Below are 20,571 nucleotides of genomic sequence, written 5' to 3' on the forward strand. Positions count from 1 at the left end.
GCCGCCGGGTGGCGGGCGGCGGCGCTGCCCGGTCGGGCCTACCCGGGCCTGGTGCCGGCCGCCGGGGCGGCCGCGGTGGTGGCCGGACGCGCGCTGTCCGGCCTCAGCCCGCCGGAGCGGGCCGTTCTCGACGCGTTCGAAGGCGACGAGTACGAGACGCGGCGCCTCGTACTCGTCGACGGCCGGCCGGCATCGGCCTACGTCTGGCGTGACGTCGCGGCCGCCCTGGACCAGACGTGGGACGCCGACGCGTTCGCCGCCGCCCACCTGCCGGCGTTCGTGGCGCGGATATTGTCCCACCCTCGTTTCTGACCGCCGCCGTTCCCGGCTGCCGCGGTTGCGGCTGCCAGCACTCCTGATCGTCCTGATCGCTGTTACTTGATCGTTGTTGCTCCGGGCTGCCGTCGCCACGGGCCGGACCCGAAGGCCCGGGGGGACGGACGGCCTTTCCGGAGCCGGGCGCACACGGCCGACGCCGACGTTCCACGGCCCGTGGAAGGGCCGGAACGCCGGCGTCGTCGAGCGGGTTCCCGCTGTTCGCTCCCGGGCGCTCAGCGAGTGGGCGCCTCAGGGCCGGACCGGCTGCCTCGCGTGCCGGACGGCGTGCTGGACGTGCCTTGCACGGTGGACCGGGATGGTTCGGTGTACTCCCGGCCGCCGGTGCGGGCCTCGATCCGGTCGGTTTCGGGGTAGGGCTCGTAGGACCCGCGAGGCGGTGTGTCAGGCCTGGTCACCGCATAGATCACGAGTACGTCGAGCGCGATGAGGATGACTGCCCACACCGGGAAGACCGCGAGGAAGGCAAGGTGCGCGATCACGTTGACCGTGCAGATCGCGATCGCCGCCCAGCGGGCCCACTGCCGGCCCATGAACAGACCCGCCGCGACGGCGACCTCGACGATGCCCATGGCTATCAGCAGCCAGCCCCAGAAGTCCAGATCCTGGTAGATGATCACACCGTTGCCGGTGACGAGATAGGAGTATCTGTCGAGAGCGGCAACTCCATAAATGATATTGTGAAAGCCTGTGATGAAGAGGATGACCGCGGCGAATACCAGCCATCCGTTGGTGCGTGCCGCTGACCGTGCCGGTTGCATGAAATCCTCCCTGGAGCGTGGCGGGACGCCTGGCGACCCGGGGCCCGGTGGCCGCTGGCGGCCGCGGAGGGGCCGCGGTCGCGTCACCTTCGGTGTCGCTTTCGGGTCGGTTGGCGGCCCCGGGGCCGCCAGGTCTCCGGCGGCGCGCAAGGGGCACGACTGGGTCACCGGCGGCCGGCTGGCCCACATGGCCATACCCTCCGTGTGCCCTCCGGGCGCCTCGCGCATGCCTGCGCACGCCCTGGACATGCCCGGTTGCCCGGCATTCCGGCCTGGAGACCCGTCGCGCAGGGTCACGTTCGGCTGATCGAAGATCCATCCGGCGCGCTCTGGCCCGCACGGCCGGTGGCTGTCCGGCCGGGCACGGCCCTTCGTGGACGCCGGTCGCCACCGGCCAGAAGAGCGGCCCCTGGCCGAACTGTCGCCACCGGCCCACCACCGGCGGGCTCCTCGCCGCGGGCGGCGGCCCTCAGCACCGAGCGCACCCGGGAGTCCGAGCCGTACCGCCGGTCGGCCTCGCCGGCCCGTCCGCCGGCGTTCGCCGCCAGCGCGTCGATGCCACAGCGGACGACGTTCATGCCGACGTTCCCGGTGATGCCGGGAACGCTCCCGGAGGAGGTGAACCGCCACATCGCCCACTTCTGCCAGCCGCCGGGCAGGGAGCCCGGGGCCGAGCTTCCGTTGTAAATGGCGAACCACTGTGGGTAGCGGGAGAATGACGTGGTGTTCTTCATCGTGTCGCTCCAGAACGACCGGTAGGTGTACAGGATGGGCGCGCGCCCGGTTCTCGTCTCGACCTCCTCCAGGAAGGCGCGGGCCCAGGCGGTGAGCTGGTCGGCCGACAGGCTTCCGTCGGCCTCGAGATCGAGGATGGGGGCCAGATGACCGTTGGACCGGGTGAGGCCGGTGACGGCGAGGAACCGGTCGGCCTGTTCGACCGCGGCCGTGATCGGCTGGGTGGGCCGGGCGTAGTGGTACGCGCCGACGACCAGGCCCGTCTGGAGGGCAGGGAGGCGGTCGAGGGCGAAGCACGGGCTGGTGTAGGTCATGCCCTCGGTCGCCCCGACGATGGCGAAGGTGACGCCGGCCGGGTGGACCGCGTTCCGGCCGATCTGCGCGCCAGCGGGGTGCTGCCATGACGAGATGTCGATACCTTGCGGCCACCGAGCCGGGACTGTCTGCGCGGACCGGTCCGCGATGGGTACGGCCGCACCGGATGCGGCCGCGGCTGTGTCCGCCGTCATGGGGACGGCGGCCGTGGTGCCCGCCGCCGGGGCAGGCGCGTCGAACGTGGCGGTCGCGTTACGAATAGCCCACTCGCCGCGAACAGCCCACCCGCCGCGAACGGCCTGCGCGCCGCGAACAGCCTGATCGTGGATGCCGTGCGCCACGGCCGCTACGACGGCCCCGCGTGTGCCGCCCCACCGGTGAGGCCGGACGGCCCGGCCTGGCCCGGCGTCATCCTGGCAGGCGGTCGTCCTGGCAGGCGGATGTGGGTGCGATGCCCACGGGAGCTCCTTGGCGTGACCGGGTGGGCTGGCCGACGGATGATGCCAGAGGCAGGCTCGCTCGACCAGATACTACGCTAAGAAGAATAATATCTACTTATAGTGATATAAACAGTACGCGAGTCGATCTTTTCGCTACTCAAAGTTGCGATCTTTATGATCGGGCCCATTTTCGTGACATGTAGTGGTGTCTACATCAGAGCGGATCGCGCCGGACAGCGAAGATCTGTTCGCCTTGGGCCGCGGCTTCCCGGGCGCTGTCGCGCACGCGTGCCGGGGGGAGCCGGGCGGCCGTGGCGGGCGCGGGCGGCGTCACTGCTACCGGGCCCGTGACACGCACTGCCCCGTCGTCGTGTAACGTAAGGCGCGCGTACTCGCCCCTTTAGCTCAGTCGGCAGAGCGTCTCCATGGTAAGGAGAAGGTCTACGGTTCGATTCCGTAAAGGGGCTCTGTGGCACCGGTCGGTAGCCAGGTGAACGGCTGCCGGCCTTCACTCCGTCGGCTGGGGGCCAGCTGCCGGAGTGGGTCCACCCAGGCGGTGTAGCTCAGCCAGGCAGAGCAAGCGGCTCATAATCGCTGTGTCGCCGGTTCAAATCCGGCCACCGCTACCGGTCGGGTCGCGTCCCGCCATGGGCGGCGCCGCAGTCGTGCGGCACGTCCGAGCTCTGGTTCGTTCTTGTCCCACCTGCAGGAAGAGGCACAGCACCGTGGCCGCCACCGACGTCCGTCCGAAGATCACCCTGGCGTGTCAGGCGTGCAAGCACCGCAACTACATCACGCGCAAGAACCGCCGCAACGATCCGGACCGTCTGGAACTGCGTAAGTTCTGCCCGAACTGCCGGCACCACACCGAGCACCGAGAGACCCGCTGACCGCGTTCGCGGACATCCCTGGCAGGCTCGTGGCTCGCGGGGCGGCATCGTCTTTCCAGGAGCCTTCCAGGGCTCCACGGGTCCTTCCGGGATGATGTCGGGCCGCTACGGCCTGTCGGTACGGCAGCCAGGGCGCGCGGGGCTAGTGTTCAGTCCGTTGGACTGATCTCTTCACTGTTGGTGATCGCCGCTTCGACTCCTGGAGCCGTCTGTCCTCGCTGGGTGGCGCGTGGGAGGGTGGTAGCTCCCGGGCGTTCCAGGGTGGTTCCAGCCGTGGGGACGGCGAGATCGGAGCATGTGGTGCCGCTCAATCGGGACTTTGTCGGACGCAGGTTCGTCGCGGACGCTCCCTTCCTGGTCGGTCGCGAACACATCCGGCAGTTCGCGGCCGCGATCCAGGACAACAGTCCGCTCTCGCACGATCTTGAGGCTGCCAAGGCGGCCGGTTATGTCGATCTTGTAGCGCCGCCCACCTTCCTGACGGCGGTGGCTCTCTGGCGGCCCGTGGTGCCGGTGCGCGACCCACAGCTCGGTCTCGACTACTCACTGGTGGTGCACGTCGAGCAGCGCTACTCGCTGCGCCGGCCAGTCATCGCCGGTGACGAGCTCGTCGTCTCCGCCACCATCGCCGACATCCGCCAGGCCGGGCGCAACGAGCTGCTGATCAGCGAGTACGAGTTCGTCACGACCGGCGGCGAGCTGGTCGCGACCGCCCGGACGGCGCTGGCCTCGCGCGGCACCGCGGCCTGACGGCATCCAGAGGGACGCGGGCCGGCCTGCCGGCCCTCCAGGGATCAGGAAGGGTGCTGAGCGCTCACATGCCTGCCATCATCGACTACGACGACGTCGAGGTCGGTACCCGGATTCCCGAGCGGGAGTTCCGGATCCGCCGGGAGGACCTTGTCCGCTACTGCGGGGCCTCCGGCGACTTCAACGTGATCCACTGGAACGAGCGGGCGGCGCGCGATGTCGGCCTGCCCGGTGTGATCGCTCATGGGATGTACACCATGGCCACGGCCGCCCGGCTCGTCACCGACTGGGCGGGGGACCCCGGCAGCGTGGTCGACTACAGTGTCCGTTTCTCCTCCCCGGTGCCGGTACCGGACGACGACACCGGTGCCACGCTCGTGGCCAGCGGCGTCGTCGAGAAGAAGCTCGAGGACAACCAAGTGGTCGTCAACCTGACCGTGCGGTTCGACGGCAGCAAGGTGCTGCTGGCCTCCCGGGCCACCGTCCAGCTCGCCTGAGGCCGGCTCGGCTCGTCTTTCGGAGGCCCGCTCGGGTTCCGAAGGCCCGCCACGCGCCTGCCACGCGCGCCTGCCCGCGGCCCGCGGGGCATGCGCGCGGCGGGGCAGGCGCGTGGCGGGCTGGTCGTGGTGACGGTGTGTCCGCCGGGCGGCGTGGCCCGCGTGTTGGTCAGCGTGCCTCGGCCAGCAGGTCGGACAGCCGCTGGACGCCCGTGACCAGGTCCTCGTCGCCGAGCGCGTAGGACAGCCGGGTGTAGCCCGGGGTCCCGAACGCCTCGCCCGGCACGATCGCCACCCCCGCTTCCTCGAGGATGAGCGAGGCCAGTTCCGCCGAGGTGGCCGGGGTCTTCCCCCGCAGCGTGCGGCCGAGGACGCCGGCCACCGACGCGTAGCAGTAGAACGCCCCGTCGGGCAGCGGGCAGACCACCCCGGGCGCGCTGGAGAGCATCCGGTGCATGGTCAGCCGTCGCCGGTCGAACGCCTTGCGCATCTCCACGACGGCGTCCAGCGGCCCGGTCACGGCCGCCAGCGCCGCGGCCTGCGCGACGTTGGAGACGTTGGACGTGGCGTGCGACTGCAGGTTGGTGGCGGCCTGCACCACGTCCGGCGGGCCGATCAGCCAGCCGACCCGCCAGCCGGTCATGGCGTAGGTCTTGGCCACCCCGTTGACCACGATGGTGCGGTCGGCGATCTCCGGCACCTCGACCGGCAGGGACGCGAACCGGGCGTCGCCGTACACCAGGTGCTCGTAGATCTCGTCGGCGATCACCCACAGGCCGGCGTCGGCCGCCCAGCGCCCGATCGCCCGGACCTCCTCAGGGGTGTGTACGGCTCCGGTGGGGTTGGACGGCGAACAGAACAGCAGCACCTTCGTCCGGGGGGTGCGGGCGGCTTCCAGCTGCTCGACCGTCACTCGGTAGCCCTGCTCCGGGGTGGTGACGACGTCCACCGGGACGCCGCCGGCGAGCCGGATCGACTCCGGGTAGGTCGTCCAGTAGGGAGCGGGCAGCAGGACCTCGTCACCGGGGTCGAGCAGGGTGGCGAACGCCTGGTAGACCGCCTGCTTGCCACCGTTGGTGATGAGCACGGCGCCGGCGGGGACGTCGAGCCCGGAATCGCGGCGGGTCTTGTCCGCCACCGCCTCCCGGAGCTCGGGCAGGCCGGCGGCGGGTGTGTACCGGTGCATCTTCGGGTCGCTACAGGCCTTCTCGGCGGCCGCGACGACGTGGTCGGGGGTGGGGAAGTCCGGTTCGCCGGCGCCGAAGCCGATCACGTCCCGGCCGGCTGCACGAAGCGCCTTCGCGGTCGCGTCCACGACGAGCGTCGCGGAGGGGGCGATGCTGCCGATGCGATGAGAGATCCGGGTCATGACTGTCATGCTGCCATGTGTCAGGGGTTGCCCGCCCGATCATTGCCGGGGCCGTTCGGACACCACGGGACGCCACAAGGGCCGGTGCGCGGATGGTCCGACAGCGGTTTCGGTCGGTATCCGCCCTGCCCGGAGGAAGACCTTCGGCGTCCGCCTTCCGGCGGGCCCTCGGTTCCGTGCCGGTCCCGCACTGGTTCCGCACTGGTTCCGCGCCGGTCCCGCGCCCGGCCGCGTGCCGGCCGGGCGGGAATGCGGGACGCCGAATCCGCGTCGCCGGGCCGCCGCGGGGTGGGCGTCCCGCTGGCCCCGCCGGGGCCGGGGCCGGGCGGCCAGGTAAGCGGGCCTGCGTAGGAGTATGGTGGATGCGCTTGGGCTGTCCTCCCGGTATGCAGTGCCGCCGATGACCATCAAGATCGGTTTTTCCGATAGATACGATCTTGTTCGGTGGCCGCTGCTCCGACGGCGGTCGCAGTGCAGAGGGGCGTGGCTCAATTGGTAGAGCACCGGTCTCCAAAACCGGCGGTTGCAGGTTCGAGTCCTGTCGCCCCTGCGGTACCCGACGACCAGGTAGGTGGAGTGAGTGGCGACCGACACACGTGACGCGGCACCGCGGGCCGGCCGGCCGACCAGGCCCGCGGGCCGGCGTCGCACGACGCCACTGCGGTTCTACCGCGAGGTTGTCGCCGAGCTTCGGAAGGTCGTCTATCCGGGCCGGAACGAGCTGATCACCTATGTGATCGTCGTGCTCGTGTTCTGCTCGATCACGGTGGCCTTCGTCGCCTCGCTGGACTTCGGTCTCACCAAGGCGGTGTTGGCCGTTTTCGGTTGATGTGGCCGGATTCTACGGATTCATGCCGCCCCGAGGCCCGCACGGCTCACAGAGCACGGCCACAAGAGAGAAGGAACGTCCGCGTGTCCCAGTTTCCCGAGCACGTCTCCTCCGAACAGGGGGAGGCCCTCGACGGTCTCGATCCGCTGGCGGCACTGGCGCGCGACGAGGTGGCGAGCACGGAGGCCGGCGCACTGCCGCAGGCCGGCGAGAGCGGTGACGGCGCCACGGGTGTCGACACATCCCCCGGCTACCTCACGACGGACCGGGCGGACGTGACCGGTCCGGCGGACGCGGGCCAGCCCGCCGCCGCCGAGGCCGAGGACGACTCCGAGGACATCCGGCGGGCCCTGGAGGACGCTCCGGGACAGTGGTACGTCATACATTCGTATGCCGGATACGAGAACAAGGTCAAGACGAACCTTGAGACCCGGATCTCCAGCCTCAACATGGAGGAGTACATCTTCCAGATCGAGGTGCCGACCGAGGAGGTCCCGGTCATCAAGAACGGCAAGCGGCAACTGGTGCAGCAGAAGAAGTACCCCGGTTACATCTATGTGCGGATGGACCTCACCGACCAGTCGTGGTCGGCGGTCCGCAACACCCCGGGCGTGACCGGCTTTGTGGGGCTGACCAACAAGCCGTCGCCGTTGCGCACGGAGGAGGTCCTCTCGATCCTCGCGCCGCCTGCGCCGCGCGAGAAGAAGGTCGAGACGGTCCGGGTACAGGAGTTCGAGGTCGGGGAGTCGGTGACCGTCATGGACGGCCCGTTCGCGACCCTGCCGGCCACCATCAGCGAGATCAACCTCGACGCACAGCGGCTCAAGGTGCTGGTGTCCATCTTCGGCCGCGAGACGCCGGTCGAACTTCAGTTCAACCAGGTCGCGAAGATCTGAGCCCGCCCCACCGCCAGCAGCAACTCGGAGAGAAACGACACCATGCCTCCCAAGAAGAAGAAGATCGCCGCCATCATCAAGCTCCAGATCAAGGCCGGTGTGGCGACGCCGGCGCCTCCGGTGGGGCCGGCCCTCGGCCAGCACGGCGTGAACATCATGGAGTTCTGCAAGCAGTACAACGCCGCCACCGAGTCCCAGCGCGGGAATGTGGTGCCGGTCGAGATCACCGTGTACGACGACCGCTCGTTCACCTTCGTCACCAAGACGCCGCCGGCGGCGCGGCTGATTCTCAAGGCCGCCGGGGTGGAGAAGGGCAGTGGCGTGCCGCACCGGACGAAGGTGGCCAACCTGACCGCCGAGCAGATCCGTCAGATCGCCCAGACCAAGCTGCCGGACCTCAACGCCACCACCCTGGAAGCCGCTGAGAAGATCATCGCTGGGACCGCCCGGTCGATGGGTATCACCATCAGCGGGTGACGACCAGTCCGGCCGCGCGGTCGCGGCCGTGACCGCAGCTGTGGGAGGGCGCCCGATCACGCCCGACCCGTCCTGGGAAGTGCCTGGCCCGTAGGACGCCGAAGGCGGCCAGGGCCGAAGGCGCCGGAGGCTTCGGCGCGAGGGGCTCCGCCGCCGCGAAGGGCGCCGGAGGCGCCAGCGCACTGGCCTGTCGGGCCACCAGGGGCCGACGATGGCGGGATCATGTTTCCCTGTCGTCCCACCCCGGGCCTTGTGGCCGCCGACCGGGACGAGACGGGTGGTGCAGCGGCTCCGGCCCGCCATCACCACGAGGAGACACGCATGACCAAGCGCAGCAAGGCATACCGGGCCGCGATCGAGAAGATCGAGGCGGACCGGCTGTACACCCCGCTGGAAGCCGTCCAGCTGGCCCGCGAGACGTCCACGACCAAGTACGCCGCCACCGTCGAGGTCGCGCTGCGCCTCGGTGTGGACCCGCGCAAGGCTGACCAGATGGTCCGGGGCACCGTGAACCTGCCGCACGGCACCGGGAAGTCCCCGCGGGTGGCGGTCTTCGCCGTCGGCGAGAAGGCGGCCGAGGCCACCGCCGCCGGTGCCGACGTCGTCGGCAGCGACGATCTCGTGCAGCGGATCCAGGAGGGCTTCCTCGACTTCGACGCGACCGTCGCGACCCCCGACCAGATGGCCAAGGTCGGCCGCATCGCCCGTATCCTGGGGCCGCGCGGGCTCATGCCCAACCCCAAGACCGGCACGGTCACCCTCGACATCGCCAAGGCCGTCCGCGACATCAAGGGCGGAAAGATCAATTTCCGGGTCGACAAGCAGGGCAACCTGCACATCGTCATCGGGAAGACGGCCTTCACCGACGAGCAGCTGATCGAGAACTACAGCGTCGCGCTGGACGAGATCGTCCGGGTCAAGCCGGCCGCGGCCAAGGGCCGTTACCTGAAGAAAATCACTTTCACGACCACGATGGGCCCCGGGATTCTGGTCGACCCGGGCCGTACCCGCAACCTTCTCGAGGACGCCGCCGCCTGAGCCGGGCGGCACCGGCCTCGCGGTGGGCCGCGGCCGGCCGGGGGCGCGCATGCGGCCCCCCGGCCGGCCGCGGCTTTCAAGGCCGTGTACCGTTTCGACACGGAGGCCGAAAGCGGAACGATCATATTTTTCGTATCGCCGCAGGCTCGAGTATCCTGCTTACTGAGAACCAACTGGTCACTGAGAACCAAACCGAAGACCGCTGGTCGTCGTCCCCTCGTGGGGCGGCCGAAGGTTCCGGAGCCACCGGACGGCCCGCGCAGGTGAGGGAGCATTGCCCGGGGACGGCGTTGTTTCGCCCCGGTCGGTACGCCCCGCGCGCCTGCGCCGGGGCGTTCGTCGTCTGCGGCACCTTTCGGACGACCGGCCAGACCCCATGAAGGAGCCCGATGGCGAAGCCGGAAAAGGTCGCCGCGGTAACGGAGATCGTAGACTCGTTCCGGGGCGCGTCCGCGGCGGTGCTGACCGAGTACCGCGGGCTGACGGTGAGCCAGCTCACCGAACTGCGCCGTTCGCTCGGCGAGGGCACGCAGTACGCGGTGGTCAAGAACACCCTCACCAAGATTGCCGCCGGGCAGGCCGGTATCAACGGCCTGGACGAGCTGCTGGTCGGCCCCACCGCGGTCGCGTTCGTCACCGGCGACCCGGTCGAGGCGGCCAGGGGCCTGCGTGACTTCGCCCGGGCCAACCCGGCCCTGGTGGTCAAGGGCGGGGTCGTCGAGGGCAGGCCGGTGTCGGCGGAGGACATCCGCAGGCTGGCCGACCTCGAGTCGCGCGAGGTGCTGCTCGCCAAGCTCGCCGGTGCGCTCAACGGCTCGCTGGCCAAGGCGGTCGGCCTGTTCGCGGCGCCGCTGTCCCAGACGGCCCGCCTGGCCGAGGCACTGCGGGCCAAGCGGGAGGCGGAGGCGCCCGTGGCCGAGGAGCCGGCGGCCGATGCGTCCCCGGCCGAGGCGAGCGAGTAAAAGGCGAGCGAGTAGAGCGCCAGCCACGTACAGCCCGGCGCGTCCCGCTACCCGGCCAGCCTGGCTGGTGGGGCCGACGCCGACGAGCGCCGGCCGGCCCGTCCCCGGGAGCCGCGAGCCAAGCGGTCCCCGGTGATCCCCGGTAATCCCCAGTAATGACACATAGCCACAAGTGACCCGACGGGCGGCGGCCGCGCCGTTTTCGGCCCGCTGACGCGGTACGCCCGGCCGGACTTCCTGATCCACCACGATGAAAGGACCGCCATCATGGCGAAGCTGTCGACCGACGAGCTGCTGGACGTGTTCAAGGAGATGACGCTGCTGGAGCTGTCGGAGTTCGTGAAGCAGTTCGAGGACACCTTCGGGGTGACCGCGGCCGCGCCGGTCGCGGTCACCGCGCCGAGCGCCGCGGGGCCGGCCGCCGAGGCACCGGCCGCCGAGGAGCAGGACGAGTTCGACGTCATCCTCGAGTCCGTCGGCGACAAGAAGATCCAGGTCATCAAGGAGGTCCGCGCGCTGACCAGCCTCGGGCTGAAGGAGGCCAAGGACCTCGTCGACGGGGCGCCCAAGCCGGTGCTGGAGAAGGCGACCAAGGAAGCCGCGGAGAAGGCCAAGGCAGCCCTGGAGGGCGCCGGCGCCACGGTCACCGTCAAGTAGCCATGACGCCCGCGGGCCGTTGCCCTCTCCCTCCCCGGAGACGAGAGGGCAACGGCCCGCGTGGTTGGCTCGGATTGTCCTGACGCTTCGGACCGCCCCGTCGGCGCGGGCCGCTCCGCTGCTTCGGGGTGCCCTGCCGTTTCGGGTGCCCTGTCGCTTCGGGCCGCTCCGGCAGCGGAGCCGAGGCCGCCGGGGCCCGTCGGACGGGCTGCCGAGCGTCTGCCCGGGCCGGTCGCGCCCGGGCCGGTTGTCGCGGCCGTCGGCCCGGCCGCGCGCAGACGGGCCGGGTGGGGAGCCCCGCCACGCCTCGTGCGGCCGGACGTCCCGCCCGGGCGCGCGGGCCACGTACCGGGCCCGGCCGGGGCGCGCCACGGACTTCCTCGCGCTCATTACCTCGCAACCGGTTGACGACCTTACCCGGGACGGAGTTCCATCATCTCCGAAGCGGTGACCCACACCCGTCGGGCGGCCTCCGTCAGCCAGCATCGGCTGACCGGCTTCCGCCGGGCGGTCTCCGTTGGCCGGCCTCGAGCTCAGCCTTCAGGAGTTCAGCCTTCAGGACTAGCCCTTTCCGGAGCTGGCCCTGCGGTCAGCCTTGTCAGCAGTGCAGCCATCGGCTACACTGCTCGTTTGGGCTGTCCTTTCGTCGTGCGCTCACTGCTCCTTGAGGTATGCGACGGTGCCAGCCCGCGTACGGCTTCAGTCCCTGTGCAGCCGCGCCCACCGGGCGCGACCGTCCAGACAGACGTCACGACCGAGGTAACCCGAGCGAGACCGTTGATCGCAATCCGCCACCGAAGCGCCGCCACGTCACCGGTACAGGACGACCATCCCACGCGGAGGTCCCCGTCCGAAAGCTGTCGTGACGGACTACTCGCTGACGCCCGTGTCGCGTCTGCCTGCGTTCGTGAGCCACCCGTGCACCCTGTTGGACTACCCCCGCCGACAGTCACCACAACCGTAGCGAGACACTGATCACCCGACCACCCCTACGTCGGATTGTTCTCCAGCAGGCCGAAGGCGACGCGATCATGAATTCTCCCGTGCTGCCGGAAGCCGTATCAAGGAAGCCACAGCGCCACCAGCCCGACGATCAGGCCACCGGAAGGACCACCTTGGCCGCCTCGCCTACCTCCTCCCGCATCTCGTTCGCAAAGATCATTGAGCCTCTCGAGGTCCCCGATCTTCTCGCCCTGCAGACCCAGTCCTTCGACTGGCTGATCGGCAGTGATGCGTGGGCGGAACGGGTCCAGGAAGCCATCGACGCCGGACGTGACGACGTACCCGTCACGTCGGGTCTCGAAGAGGTCTTCGAGGAGATATCCCCGATCGAGGACTTCTCCGGTTCGATGTCACTGTCGTTCCGGGACCACCGTTTCGAACCGCCGAAGTACTCCGTCGAGGAGTGCAAGGACAAGGATATGACCTACTCGGCCCCGATGTTCGTGACGGCCGAGTTCACCAACAACACCACCGGTGAGATCAAGAGCCAGACGGTTTTCATGGGCGACTTCCCGCTCATGACCCCGAAGGGCACGTTCGTCATCAACGGGACCGAGCGGGTCGTCGTCAGCCAGCTCGTGCGTTCCCCTGGGGTGTATTTCGAGAAGACCATCGACAAGGTCTCCGACAAGGACCTGTTCTCCTGCAAGGTCATTCCGTCCCGGGGTGCCTGGCTGGAATTCGAGGTCGACAAGCGGGACACCGTCGGTGTCCGTATCGACCGCAAGCGCCGCCAGTCCGTGACCGTGCTGCTCAAGGCGCTCGGCTGGGACGAGGCGCGCATTCTGGAGCGGTTCGGCGACTTCCCGTCGATGCGGGTGACCCTGGAGAAGGACCACACCTCCAGCCAGGACGACGCGCTGCTCGACATCTACCGCAAGCTGCGCCCGGGTGAGCCGCCGACCCGTGAGTCCGCGCAGACACTGCTGGAGAACCTCTTCTTCAACCCGAAGCGCTACGACCTGGCCAAGGTCGGTCGTTACAAAGTGAACAAGAAGCTCGAGGTGGACGTTCCGCACGACGTCGGCGTGCTCACCGAGGACGACATCGTCCGCACGATCGAGTACGTCGTCCAGCTGCACGCCGGCAGGGACCAGTCCTACGACGTGGACGACATCGACCACTTCGGCAACCGGCGGCTGCGCACGGTCGGTGAGCTGATCCAGAACCAGGTGCGGCTGGGCCTGGCCCGGATGGAGCGGGTCGTCCGGGAGCGGATGACCACCCAGGACGTCGAGGCGATCACGCCGCAGACACTGATCAACATCCGGCCGGTGGTCGCCTCCATCAAGGAGTTCTTCGGCACCAGCCAGCTCTCCCAGTTCATGGACCAGACCAACCCGCTGGCCGGCCTCACCCACAAGCGGCGCCTGTCCGCGCTCGGCCCGGGTGGTCTCTCCCGGGAGCGGGCCGGCTTCGAGGTCCGCGACGTACACCCCAGCCACTACGGCCGGATGTGCCCGATCGAGACGCCGGAGGGGCCGAACATCGGTCTGATCGGTTCGCTGTCGACGTTCGCGCGGGTCAACCCGTTCGGCTTCGTCGAGACGCCCTACCGCAAGGTCGTGGCCGGGCGGGTCACCGACAAGATCGACTACCTCACCGCGGACGAGGAGGACAGGCACGTCATCGCGCAGGCGAACGCGCCGCTGAGCTCCGACGGGTCGTTCGCCGAGCACCGGGTCCTGGTCCGCCGCAAGGGCGGCGAGGTCGAGTTCATCCCGCCCGACGAGGTCGACTACATGGACGTCTCGCCGCGGCAGATGGTGTCGGTCGCCACCGCGATGATCCCCTTCCTCGAGCACGACGACGCCAACCGCGCCCTGATGGGCTCGAACATGCAGCGCCAGTCCGTCCCGCTGCTGCGCAGCGAGGCGCCGCTGGTCGGCACCGGCATGGAGGCCCGCGCGGCCAAGGACGCCGGTGACGTCGTCGTCTGCGCGCAGGCCGGCGTGGTCGAGGACCTCTCCGCCGACTACATCACCGTCATGCACGACGACGGCACCCGGCGCACCTACCGGATGGCGAAGTTCCGCCGGTCCAACCAGGGCACCTGCATCAACCAGAAGCCCATCGTGGACGAGGGGGACCGGGTCGAGGCGGGCCAGGTCATCGCGGACGGCCCCTGCACGGACAACGGCGAGATGGCGCTGGGCAAGAACCTGCTGGTCGCCTTCATGCCGTGGGAGGGCCACAACTACGAGGACGCGATCATCCTCTCCCAGCGGCTGGTCCAGGACGACGTCCTGTCCTCGATCCACATCGAGGAGCACGAGGTCGACGCCCGGGACACCAAGCTCGGGCCGGAGGAGATCACCCGGGACATCCCCAACGTCGCCGAGGAGGTCCTCGCCGACCTCGACGAGCGCGGCATCATCCGTATCGGCGCCGAGGTCTCGCCCGGTGACGTGCTGGTCGGGAAGGTCACGCCCAAGGGCGAGACCGAGCTGACCCCGGAGGAGCGGCTGCTGCGCGCGATCTTCGGTGAGAAGGCCCGGGAGGTCCGCGACACCTCGCTGAAGGTGCCGCACGGGGAGTCCGGCAAGGTCATCGGGGTCCGGGTGTTCTCCCGGGAGGACGGCGACGAGCTGCCGCCCGGCGTGAACGAGCTGGTCCGGGTGTACGTCGCCCAGAAGCGCAAGATCACCGATGGTGACAAGCTCGCCGGGCGGCACGGGAACAAGGGCGTCATCGCGAAGATCCTGCCGGCCGAGGACATGCCGTTCCTCTCCGACGGCACCCCGGTGGACGTCGTGCTCAACCCGCACGGTGTGCCCCGCCGGATGAACATCGGCCAGATCCTGGAGACCCACCTCGGCTGGGTGGCCAAGACCGGCTGGCAGGTCGACACGGGCACCGAGGAGTGGAAGGAACGGCTGCGCGGCATCCGGGCGGACCAGGCGCCGCCGAACACCAACGTGGCCACTCCGGTCTTCGACGGCGCCCGCGAGGAGGAGATCACCGGTCTGCTCTCCTCGACGCTGCCCAACCGGGACGGCGTCCAGCTCATCGGGTCCAGCGGCAAGGCCGAGCTCTTCGACGGCCGGACCGGCGAGCCCTACCCGTATCCGGTGGCGGTCGGCTACATCTACATCCTCAAGTTGCTGCACCTGGTCGACGACAAGATCCACGCCCGTTCGACCGGCCCCTACTCGATGATCACCCAGCAGCCGCTGGGCGGTAAGGCGCAGTTCGGTGGGCAGCGTTTCGGCGAGATGGAGGTGTGGGCGCTGGAGGCCTACGGTGCCGCCTACGCCCTGCAGGAACTGCTCACCATCAAGTCGGACGACGTTCTCGGCCGCGTCAAGGTCTACGAGGCCATCGTCAAGGGCGAGAACATTCCCGAACCCGGTATCCCGGAGTCCTTCAAGGTGCTCATCAAGGAAATGCAGTCACTGTGCCTGAACGTCGAGGTCCTCTCCAGCGACGGCGTTTCCATCGAAATGCGTGACACCGACGAGGACGTCTTCCGCGCCGCGGAGGAACTCGGTATCGACCTGTCCCGGCGGGAGCCGAGCAGCGTTGAGGAGGTCTGACGAGTAGTGGTCTGCGGCCGGGTGACCGCCAGCGGCCGGAGGCGGCGCGACCAGGGGGCCATGGGGACCATGGGGACCACAGGATGATCCTCCTGGAGCCGCCGCCCCCGCGCCGCCGCGGTCGCGGACCACACGGCCGGGACACGGCAGCCGGTAGCCTCCGGGCCCCGGCCGTGTCGCGGCACCCCCGCCGACCTTGGACAAACTGACGGCCCACGCCCCCCGCCGCCGCCATCCGCACGAACACCTGCCGGCGACAGCGGGCAGCCAGACGGCAGAGAGAGAAGACACGTGCTCGACGTCAACTTCTTCGACGAGCTGCGCATCGGCCTCGCCACCGCGGACGACATCCGCCAGTGGTCACACGGCGAGGTCAAGAAGCCGGAGACGATCAACTACCGTACCCTCAAGCCGGAGAAGGACGGGCTCTTCTGCGAGAAGATCTTCGGCCCGACCCGGGACTGGGAGTGCTACTGCGGTAAGTACAAGCGCGTTCGTTTCAAGGGCATCATCTGCGAGCGCTGCGGTGTCGAGGTCACCCGCGCCAAGGTGCGTCGGGAACGGATGGGCCACATCGAGCTGGCCGCGCCGGTCACCCACATCTGGTACTTCAAGGGTGTCCCGAGCCGGCTCGGCTACCTGCTCGACCTGGCGCCGAAGGACCTTGAGAAGGTCATCTACTTCGCCGCCTACATGATCACAAGCGTGGACGCGGACGCGCGTCACCGCGACCTGCCCACCCTCGAAGCCCGGATCTCCGTCGAGAAGCAGCATCTCGAGGACAAGAAGAACGCCGACGTCGAGACCCGGCAGAAGAAGCTGGAGGCCGACCTCGCCCAGCTGGAGGCCGAGGGCGCCAAGGGCGACGTCCGGCGCAAGGTGCGGGAGGCGGCCGAGCGCGAGATGCGCCAGATCCGCGACCGCGCCCAGCGGAAGATCGACGATCTGGGCCGGGTGTTCGACCGTTTCAAGGGCCTGAAGGTCCAGGACCTCGAGCCGGACGAGCTGCTCTACCGCGAGCTGCGGGACCGTTTCGGCCAGTACTTCGAGGGCGGCATGGGGGCGGAGGCCCTGCAGCGCCGGCTCGTCGACTTCGACCTGGCGGCGGAGGCCGAGTCGCTGCGGGAGACCATCCGCAGCGGCAAGGGGCAGAAGAAGGCCCGGGCGCTGAAGCGTCTCAAGGTCGTCTCGGCCTTCCTCAACACCCGCAACTCCCCGAACGGGATGGTGCTCGACTGCGTCCCGGTGATCCCGCCGGACCTGCGCCCGATGGTGCAGCTCGACGGTGGCCGGTTCGCCACGTCCGACCTCAACGACCTCTACCGCCGGGTGATCAACCGGAACAACCGGCTCAAGCGGCTGCTCGACCTCGGCGCGCCCGAGATCATCGTCAACAACGAGAAGCGGATGCTGCAGGAGGCCGTCGACGCGCTGTTCGACAACGGCCGCCGCGGCCGGCCGGTGACCGGGCCGGGCAACCGTCCGCTGAAGTCGCTGTCGGACATGCTCAAGGGCAAGCAGGGCCGGTTCCGGCAGAACCTGCTGGGCAAGCGCGTCGACTACTCCGGCCGTTCGGTCATCGTCGTCGGCCCGCAGCTCAAGCTGCACCAGTGCGGCCTGCCCAAGCAGATGGCCCTGGAGCTGTTCAAGCCGTTCGTGATGAAGCGGCTGGTCGACCTCAACCACGCGCAGAACATCAAGTCGGCCAAGCGCATGGTGGAGCGGGCCCGCCCGGTCGTCTGGGACGTGCTCGAAGAGGTCATCACCGAGCACCCCGTGCTGCTCAACCGCGCGCCGACCCTGCACCGGCTGGGCATCCAGGCGTTCGAGCCGCAGCTCGTCGAGGGCAAGGCCATCCAGATCCACCCGCTGGTCTGCACCGCGTTCAACGCGGACTTCGACGGGGACCAGATGGCCGTGCACCTGCCGCTGTCCGCGGAGGCGCAGGCCGAGGCGCGCATCCTGATGCTGTCGAGCAACAACATCCTCTCGCCGGCGTCCGGGCGTCCGCTGGCCATGCCGAGCCTGGACATGGTGACCGGGGTGTTCCACCTCAGCCGGCTGGCCGTGGGCGCCCGCGGCGAGGGGCGGGCGTTCTCCAGCGTGGCCGAGGCGCAGATGGCCTTCGACGCGCGGGAGATCGAGCTACAGGCGAAGATCAAGGTCCGGCTACGCGACACCACGCCGCCGCTGGACTGGGCCCCGCCGCCCGGCTGGGCAGCCGGCGACCCGTTCACCCTGGAGACCACCTTCGGCCGCTGCCTGCTCAACCAGGCGCTCCCCGAGGGCTACCCGTTCCTGAACTACCTGATGAACAAGAAGGCCCAGGCCGCGATCGTCAACGACCTGGCGGAGCGCTACCCGAAGATCCAGGTGGCCGCGACGCTGGACGCGCTGAAGAGCGCCGGCTTCTACTGGGCCACCCGCTCGGGGGTGACCGTCGCGATCGAGGACGTTGTCGCGCCGCCGAACAAGGCGCAGATCCTCGACGAGTACGAGCAGCGGGCCGAACGAGTGCAGAAGCAGTTCGACCGAGGCTTCCTCTCCGACGACGAGCGCCGCGCCGAACTGGTCCAGATCTGGAACGAGGCGACGAACAAGGTCGCCGAGGCCATGGAGGCCAACTTCCCGGAGACCAATCCGGTCGCCGTGCTGGTCAACTCCGGGGCCGCCGGGAACATGATGCAGATCCGGCAGCTCGCCGGGATGCGCGGACTGGTCGCCAACCCCAAGGGCGAGATCATCCCGCGTCCGATCAAGGCGAACTTCCGCGAGGGGCTGAGCGTGGTGGAGTACTTCATCTCCACGCACGGCGCCCGCAAGGGCCTGGCCGACACGGCGCTGCGGACCGCGGACTCCGGGTACCTCACCCGGCGTCTGGTCGACGTCAGCCAGGACGTCATCGTCCGTGAGGACGACTGCGCCACCGAGCGCGGCATCGCCACCCGCATCGCGCGCAAGGGAGCGGACGGCGTGCTCGTCCGCGACCGTTACGCCGAGACCGCGGCCTACGCGCGCACGCTCGCCTCGGACGCGGCGAACGCCGCCGGTGACGTGGTGGTACCGGCCGGCACCGACCTCGGCGACGTGGTCATCAGCAAGATCATCGATGCCGGGATCGAGTCGGTGAAGGTGCGTTCCGCCCTCACCTGCGCGGCCCGGATGGGTGTCTGCGCGCAGTGCTACGGCCGGTCGCTGGCCACGGGCAAGCTCGTCGACGTCGGCGAGGCCGTCGGTATCGTCGCCGCCCAGTCCATCGGTGAGCCCGGCACCCAGCTGACGATGCGTACCTTCCACAGCGGTGGCGTCGCCGGCGACGACATCACCCAGGGGCTGCCCCGTGTCGTGGAGCTGTTCGAGGCCCGTTCCCCCAAGGGCAAGGCCCCGATCAGCGAGGTCTCCGGGCGGGTGCGCATCGAGGAGACCGAGAAGACCGTCAAGGTCGTGGTCATCCCCGACGACGGCAGCGAGGAGATCGCCTACCCGGTCTCCCGCCGGTCGCGGCTGAAGGTCGAGGAGGGCCAGCGCATCGCCGTCGGTCAGAAGATCGTCGACGGCGCGGTCGACCCGCACGAGGTGCTGCGCATCCTCGGCCCGCGTCAGGTGCAGCTCCACCTGGTCGACCAGGTGCAGGAGGTGTACCGCTCGCAGGGTGTGTCGATCCACGACAAGCACATCGAGATCATCATCCGGCAGATGCTCAAGCGGGTGAACGTGCTGGAGTCGGGGGAGACCACGCTCCTGCCGGGCGAGCTGGTCGAGCGGGCCCGGTTCGAGGAGGAGAACCGTCGGGTGGTCGAGACCGGCGGCCAGCCGGCTTCGGCCCGTCCGGTCCTGATGGGGATCACCAAGGCGTCCCTGGCGACCGAGTCGTGGCTGTCGGCCGCATCCTTCCAGGAGACGACCCGGGTGCTCACCGACGCCGCGATCAACGCCCGGTCGGACTCGCTGGTCGGCCTGAAGGAGAACGTCATCATCGGCAAGCTCATCCCGGCGGGTACCGGCATCTCGCGGTACCGCAACATCCGGGTCGAGCCGACCGAGGAGGCACGGGCGTCGGTGTACTCGGTCAGCGGCTACGAGGAGGGCGCGACCGTGGAGTACGGCGCGTTCGGCACCGGCAGCGGCCAGGCCGTCCCGTTGGACGACTTCGACTACCGCAGCACCGGCGGCGACTACCGGTAGTTCTCGCTACCCGGTAGTTCCTGCCACGCAAGTGCTCCAGGCGGCCCGGGTGGGCGTCCCTGCCGGACGTTCACCCGGGCCGCGTTGCTGTGTGGATCCGGCCTCGCGCCTGGCCATCGGTCAACAGGGCAGACGTTGCCTGGTACGGCACTACGCTGGACAGCGCCGGGTAGATCTGCCGGCCTGCACCAGGGAAGCACCGCATCGGCACGATGCCGAGGGGAGCACCGCATCGGCACGATGCCGAGGAGGAGACGGCGATGACGACGGCACTGCCGGAGGACAGCTGGCTGCTCCGTATACAGCCGCAGCCCGCGCGGGTGACCGCCGCGGAGTACGAGGCGCTGCCCGAGGAGATCGCCAGGGCGATCGAGATCGTCGACGGCTACGTCGTCTTCTGTGAGGCGCCGACTCCGGATCATCAGACCGCCGGCCGTCGCCTCGCCAACCTGCTGGAACGGCACGCACGGCGCGCGATGGCCCGCGGCCACGGATGCCTGGCCGTCAACAATGACGTCGATCTCCGGCTGCGTGACATCCCGCTGCTCAACCGCCGCCCGGATGTGATCCTCTACCGCTGTCTCGACCGCGCGGCCGGCGAACGTCTCCGCGCGGAGCACGCCCTGCTCGTCATCGAGATCGTGTTGCCGGGTTCGGAGACCCAGGACACCACCGACAAGCTCGGTGAATACGCCAGGGCCGGCATCGCGCACTACTGGATCACCCGGCTCGACAACGACGGCGTCACGAGCATCGAACGCTACGCGCTCGACCGGGCGACCCTGCTCTACAAGCACCTGGGCACGTTCATGAAGGACGAGGCCGGCGGAGCGCCTGAGGTCACCAACCCGATCCCGGTCACCGTCGACTGGGACGACCTGCTCTTCTGACCACCG

The 20,571-nt window shown here is 69.4% G+C and carries 16 protein-coding genes and 3 tRNA genes; 16 read left to right on the forward strand and 3 right to left on the reverse strand.

The window, feature by feature from the left end; translation table 11 throughout:
* Window positions 1–312, forward strand: a 312-nt coding sequence (locus NBW84_RS04725) for a gamma-glutamylcyclotransferase (protein ID WP_250282049.1), incomplete at its 5' end; no start/stop codon positions are given.
* A 239-nt stretch (window positions 313–551) separates the two neighbouring features.
* Here the strand turns inward: NBW84_RS04725 and NBW84_RS04730 are convergent.
* On the reverse strand, window positions 552–1,097 hold the full coding sequence (locus tag NBW84_RS04730; RefSeq protein ID WP_250282050.1) for a DUF7144 family membrane protein: 546 nt from the start codon (window positions 1,095–1,097) through the stop codon (window positions 552–554).
* A gap of 293 nt (window positions 1,098–1,390) precedes the next feature.
* Window positions 1,391–2,341, reverse strand: a complete 951-nt coding sequence (locus NBW84_RS04735) for a glycoside hydrolase family 25 protein (RefSeq protein WP_250282051.1) — start codon at window positions 2,339–2,341, stop codon at window positions 1,391–1,393.
* A 640-nt stretch (window positions 2,342–2,981) separates the two neighbouring features.
* Here NBW84_RS04735 and NBW84_RS04740 point away from each other — a divergent pair.
* From NBW84_RS04740 to NBW84_RS04760, 5 genes are all read left to right on the forward strand, one after another.
* Window positions 2,982–3,054 (forward strand) — tRNA-Thr (locus NBW84_RS04740).
* An 85-nt stretch (window positions 3,055–3,139) separates the two neighbouring features.
* Window positions 3,140–3,213 (forward strand) — tRNA-Met (locus NBW84_RS04745).
* Between the two features lie 99 nt (window positions 3,214–3,312).
* Window positions 3,313–3,477 (forward strand): 50S ribosomal protein L33, encoded by a 165-nt coding sequence (gene rpmG / locus NBW84_RS04750; protein ID WP_250282052.1) that lies wholly within the window; start codon window positions 3,313–3,315, stop codon window positions 3,475–3,477.
* Between the two features lie 300 nt (window positions 3,478–3,777).
* Complete coding sequence (locus tag NBW84_RS04755) at window positions 3,778–4,227, forward strand: FAS1-like dehydratase domain-containing protein (protein ID WP_250282055.1); 450 nt, start codon at window positions 3,778–3,780, stop codon at window positions 4,225–4,227.
* Window positions 4,228–4,295: 68 nt separating this feature from the next.
* The gene (locus NBW84_RS04760; protein ID WP_250282057.1) at window positions 4,296–4,724 is read left to right on the forward strand and encodes a MaoC family dehydratase; all 429 of its coding nucleotides are present in this window, start codon (window positions 4,296–4,298) and stop codon (window positions 4,722–4,724) included.
* A 169-nt stretch (window positions 4,725–4,893) separates the two neighbouring features.
* Here the strand turns inward: NBW84_RS04760 and NBW84_RS04765 are convergent, their stop codons facing one another.
* Window positions 4,894–6,102 (reverse strand): pyridoxal phosphate-dependent aminotransferase, encoded by a 1,209-nt coding sequence (locus NBW84_RS04765; protein ID WP_250282059.1) that lies wholly within the window; start codon window positions 6,100–6,102, stop codon window positions 4,894–4,896.
* Between the two features lie 468 nt (window positions 6,103–6,570).
* Between NBW84_RS04765 and NBW84_RS04770 the strand changes: the two genes are divergently transcribed.
* The 10 genes from NBW84_RS04770 (at window position 6,571) to NBW84_RS04815 (ending at window position 20,565) form a co-directional block, all read left to right on the forward strand.
* A tRNA-Trp gene (locus NBW84_RS04770) sits at window positions 6,571–6,643 on the forward strand.
* Between the two features lie 30 nt (window positions 6,644–6,673).
* Window positions 6,674–6,922, forward strand: a complete 249-nt coding sequence (gene secE, locus NBW84_RS04775; RefSeq protein ID WP_250282061.1) for a preprotein translocase subunit SecE — start codon at window positions 6,674–6,676, stop codon at window positions 6,920–6,922.
* Between the two features lie 83 nt (window positions 6,923–7,005).
* Complete coding sequence (gene nusG, locus NBW84_RS04780; protein ID WP_250282063.1) at window positions 7,006–7,818, forward strand: transcription termination/antitermination protein NusG; 813 nt, start codon at window positions 7,006–7,008, stop codon at window positions 7,816–7,818.
* A 42-nt stretch (window positions 7,819–7,860) separates the two neighbouring features.
* Window positions 7,861–8,295: a 50S ribosomal protein L11 gene (gene rplK / locus NBW84_RS04785; protein ID WP_250282066.1), complete on the forward strand. Its 435-nt coding sequence runs from the start codon at window positions 7,861–7,863 to the stop codon at window positions 8,293–8,295.
* A gap of 321 nt (window positions 8,296–8,616) precedes the next feature.
* A complete protein-coding gene (rplA, locus tag NBW84_RS04790; RefSeq protein WP_250282068.1) occupies window positions 8,617–9,333 on the forward strand; it encodes a 50S ribosomal protein L1 in 717 nt (238 codons plus the stop codon).
* A gap of 389 nt (window positions 9,334–9,722) precedes the next feature.
* Complete coding sequence (gene rplJ / locus NBW84_RS04795) at window positions 9,723–10,295, forward strand: 50S ribosomal protein L10 (RefSeq protein ID WP_250282070.1); 573 nt, start codon at window positions 9,723–9,725, stop codon at window positions 10,293–10,295.
* A gap of 267 nt (window positions 10,296–10,562) precedes the next feature.
* Window positions 10,563–10,952: a 50S ribosomal protein L7/L12 gene (gene rplL, locus NBW84_RS04800; protein WP_250282072.1), complete on the forward strand. Its 390-nt coding sequence runs from the start codon at window positions 10,563–10,565 to the stop codon at window positions 10,950–10,952.
* 1,115 nt (window positions 10,953–12,067) lie between these two features.
* Entirely contained in the window at window positions 12,068–15,490 is a 3,423-nt protein-coding gene (gene rpoB, locus NBW84_RS04805) for a DNA-directed RNA polymerase subunit beta (RefSeq protein ID WP_250282074.1), read from the forward strand.
* 291 nt (window positions 15,491–15,781) lie between these two features.
* A complete protein-coding gene (locus tag NBW84_RS04810; protein ID WP_250282077.1) occupies window positions 15,782–19,675 on the forward strand; it encodes a DNA-directed RNA polymerase subunit beta' in 3,894 nt (1,297 codons plus the stop codon).
* A gap of 260 nt (window positions 19,676–19,935) precedes the next feature.
* Window positions 19,936–20,565 carry a Uma2 family endonuclease gene (locus NBW84_RS04815; protein WP_250282080.1) on the forward strand — a complete coding sequence of 210 codons (630 nt, stop codon included), beginning with the start codon at window positions 19,936–19,938 and terminating at the stop codon, window positions 20,563–20,565.
* Window positions 20,566–20,571 lie beyond the last annotated feature (6 nt).

The sequence above is a fragment of the Protofrankia sp. CiP1_Cm_nod2 genome, assembly GCF_920664355.1.
Classification (GTDB): domain Bacteria; phylum Actinomycetota; class Actinomycetes; order Frankiales; family Frankiaceae; genus Protofrankia.

Coding starts and splice junctions, on each gene's coding strand:
- NBW84_RS04730 (WP_250282050.1), bottom strand. CDS start 1,097: ATGCAACCGGCACGGTCAGCGGCACGCACCAACGGATGGCTGGTATTC.
- NBW84_RS04735 (WP_250282051.1), bottom strand. CDS start 2,341: ATGACGGCGGACACAGCCGCGGCCGCATCCGGTGCGGCCGTACCCATC.
- NBW84_RS04760 (WP_250282057.1), top strand. CDS start 4,296: ATGCCTGCCATCATCGACTACGACGACGTCGAGGTCGGTACCCGGATT.
- NBW84_RS04765 (WP_250282059.1), bottom strand. CDS start 6,102: ATGACAGTCATGACCCGGATCTCTCATCGCATCGGCAGCATCGCCCCC.
- rplK (WP_250282066.1), top strand. CDS start 7,861: ATGCCTCCCAAGAAGAAGAAGATCGCCGCCATCATCAAGCTCCAGATC.
- rplA (WP_250282068.1), top strand. CDS start 8,617: ATGACCAAGCGCAGCAAGGCATACCGGGCCGCGATCGAGAAGATCGAG.
- rplJ (WP_250282070.1), top strand. CDS start 9,723: ATGGCGAAGCCGGAAAAGGTCGCCGCGGTAACGGAGATCGTAGACTCG.
- rplL (WP_250282072.1), top strand. CDS start 10,563: ATGGCGAAGCTGTCGACCGACGAGCTGCTGGACGTGTTCAAGGAGATG.
- NBW84_RS04815 (WP_250282080.1), top strand. CDS start 19,936: ATGACGACGGCACTGCCGGAGGACAGCTGGCTGCTCCGTATACAGCCG.